Source organism: Azospirillum oleiclasticum (assembly GCF_013423485.1).
Taxonomy (GTDB): Bacteria; Pseudomonadota; Alphaproteobacteria; order Azospirillales; family Azospirillaceae; genus Azospirillum; species Azospirillum oleiclasticum.
This window is the reverse complement of the sequence record NZ_JABFFR010000096.1, coordinates 1-1,849: the sequence shown is the minus strand read 5'-3', so window position 1 is coordinate 1,849 and position 1,849 is coordinate 1. Positions and strand designations below refer to the sequence as shown.

The 1,849-nt window shown below is 67.8% G+C and carries 1 protein-coding gene, 1 pseudogene and 1 other annotated feature; of the genes and pseudogenes, one reads left to right on the top strand and one right to left on the bottom strand.

All coding sequences use genetic code 11. The annotated features are described in order from the left end of the window. Positions 1-577 (top strand): IS30 family transposase (locus tag HL658_RS36395; protein WP_180286968.1); only part of this gene is annotated, 577 nt, incomplete at its 5' end. Here HL658_RS36395 and HL658_RS36390 read toward each other — a convergent pair. Further along, positions 510-1,519 (bottom strand): annotated as a pseudogene (locus tag HL658_RS36390) (IS3 family transposase); the annotation flags it as partial. The gene HL658_RS36395 and the pseudogene HL658_RS36390 sit on opposite strands and share 68 nt — an antisense overlap. Beyond that, positions 1,119-1,235: a sequence feature (AL1L pseudoknot), on the bottom strand. Its footprint overlaps the pseudogene before it by 117 nt. Positions 1,520-1,849: the final 330 nt, after the last annotated feature.

Genomic DNA, 1,849 nt, shown 5'->3' with positions numbered 1-1,849 from the left:
CCTTGACACACGCTTTGGCGAAGCTGCGCACCGGGCGGTGCCGGGGCACTGGGAGGGCGACCTGATCCTCGGTCTCGGCGGCTCGGCGATCGGCACGCTGGTGGAGCGGACGACGCGGTTCACGATGCTGCTGCATCTGCCGCCGATGGAGGGGCACGGGACGGCAGCTCGCGACAAGAACGGGCCGGCGCTGGCCGGGCACGGCGCCGAGGCGGTGCGCGACGCGATCGCCCACACGATCGCCAGCCTGCCCGCGCAGCTCCGCCGCTCGCTGACCTGGGACCAGGGATCGGAGATGGCGCAGCACGCCCGGCTGCGGATCGACACGGGGCTGCAGGTCTACTTCTGTCATCCGCACAGCCCGTGGCAGCGGGGATCGAACGAGAACACGAACGGGCTGCTGCGGCAGTACTTTCCGAAGGGGACGGACCTGAGCGTCCACGGCCCCGATGATCTGGCGGCCGTCGCGGCGGTCCTCAACGGCAGGCCGCGAAAGACGCTCGGATGGCGGACCCCGGCCGAGGCTCTCGACGAAGCGCTCCGCACCGCGCAGTCTGGTGTTGCGACGACCACTTGAACCCAAGTTGCGACCCGCGGTCGGAGTGATGAATGAGGCCGCAGCCCTTGGCGGGCCAGCGGTCGTGAAGCGCCTGCTCCAGGGCATCCAGAACGAAGCCGGCATGGGCTGTGCTGGACACCCGCCAGCCGACGATCCGGCGGGCGAAGGTGTCGATGACGAAGGCCACGTGGACGAAGCCCTGCCACGTCGCAACATACGTGAAATCCGCGACCCACAAGGCGTTTGGCCGTGGCGCCTGGAACTGGCGATTCACCCGGTCGGCGGGACTGGGCGCCGCCCGGTTGCTGATCGTGGTGCGCACCGCCTTGCCGCGCGTCGCCCCTGTCAGGCCCATGAACCGCATCAGCCGGGCGACTGTGCAGCGCGCCACGTCAAGCCCCTCGCGCCGCAACTGCCGCCATACTTTCCGCACCCCATAGACCTGGAAGTTCGCACCCCAGACCCGCCGGATAGCCACACTCAGCCCGGCGTCGCTTCGCGCGCGGGCCGAGGCCCGGCTGGGATCCCGCCGCCGGGCGGCATGGGTGTGGTAGGTCGACGGGGCGATCGGCAGCACCTTGCAGATCGGCTCGACCCCGTGGACGGTGCGATACGCGTCGATGAAGGCGATCATTTCCTGAACGGGCGGTCGAGCTCCGCCTGGGCGAAATAGGCCGACGCCTTGCGTAGGATTTCGTTCGCCTGGCGCAGCTCCCGGACTTCACGCTCCAATGCCTTGATCCGCTCCCGGTCGTCCGTCGTCGGACCCGGCCGCTTGCCCTGGTCGCGCTCGGCCTGCCGCACCCAGCCCCGCAGCGTCTCCGGATTGCAGCCGATCTTCGCCGCGATCGAGCTGATCGCCGCCCACTGCGAGGCGTGCTCGCCTTCGTGCTCGAACACCATCCGAACCGCGCGCTCGCGGACTTCAGGGGCGTACTTGGGTGATGCCTGTTTCGTCATGATGACCCCATCCTCTCAGGAAATGGGGCCTCCTGTCTAAGACGGTTCAGGTATTTTGAGGGTGGTGGATGGCATTCCGCGGGCCTCCAGGGACAACAGAGCCCGTTTCCCGGAATGGAAGCCATCTGCTCATCGAGTGTCATCCTGAACAGTTGATTGGGGCTGCTTGCCAGACCCCGCAGGACAGGGGCAGGAGCATGATGAAGGAACTCTTTATTGGTGTGGACGTCGCCAAGGATTGGCTGGACATTCACCACCCCGGTGCCGGCGCTCGCCGGATCGACAACACACCCGGCGCGGTGCGCAGCTTCGCCAAAGCGTGTGTCAAGG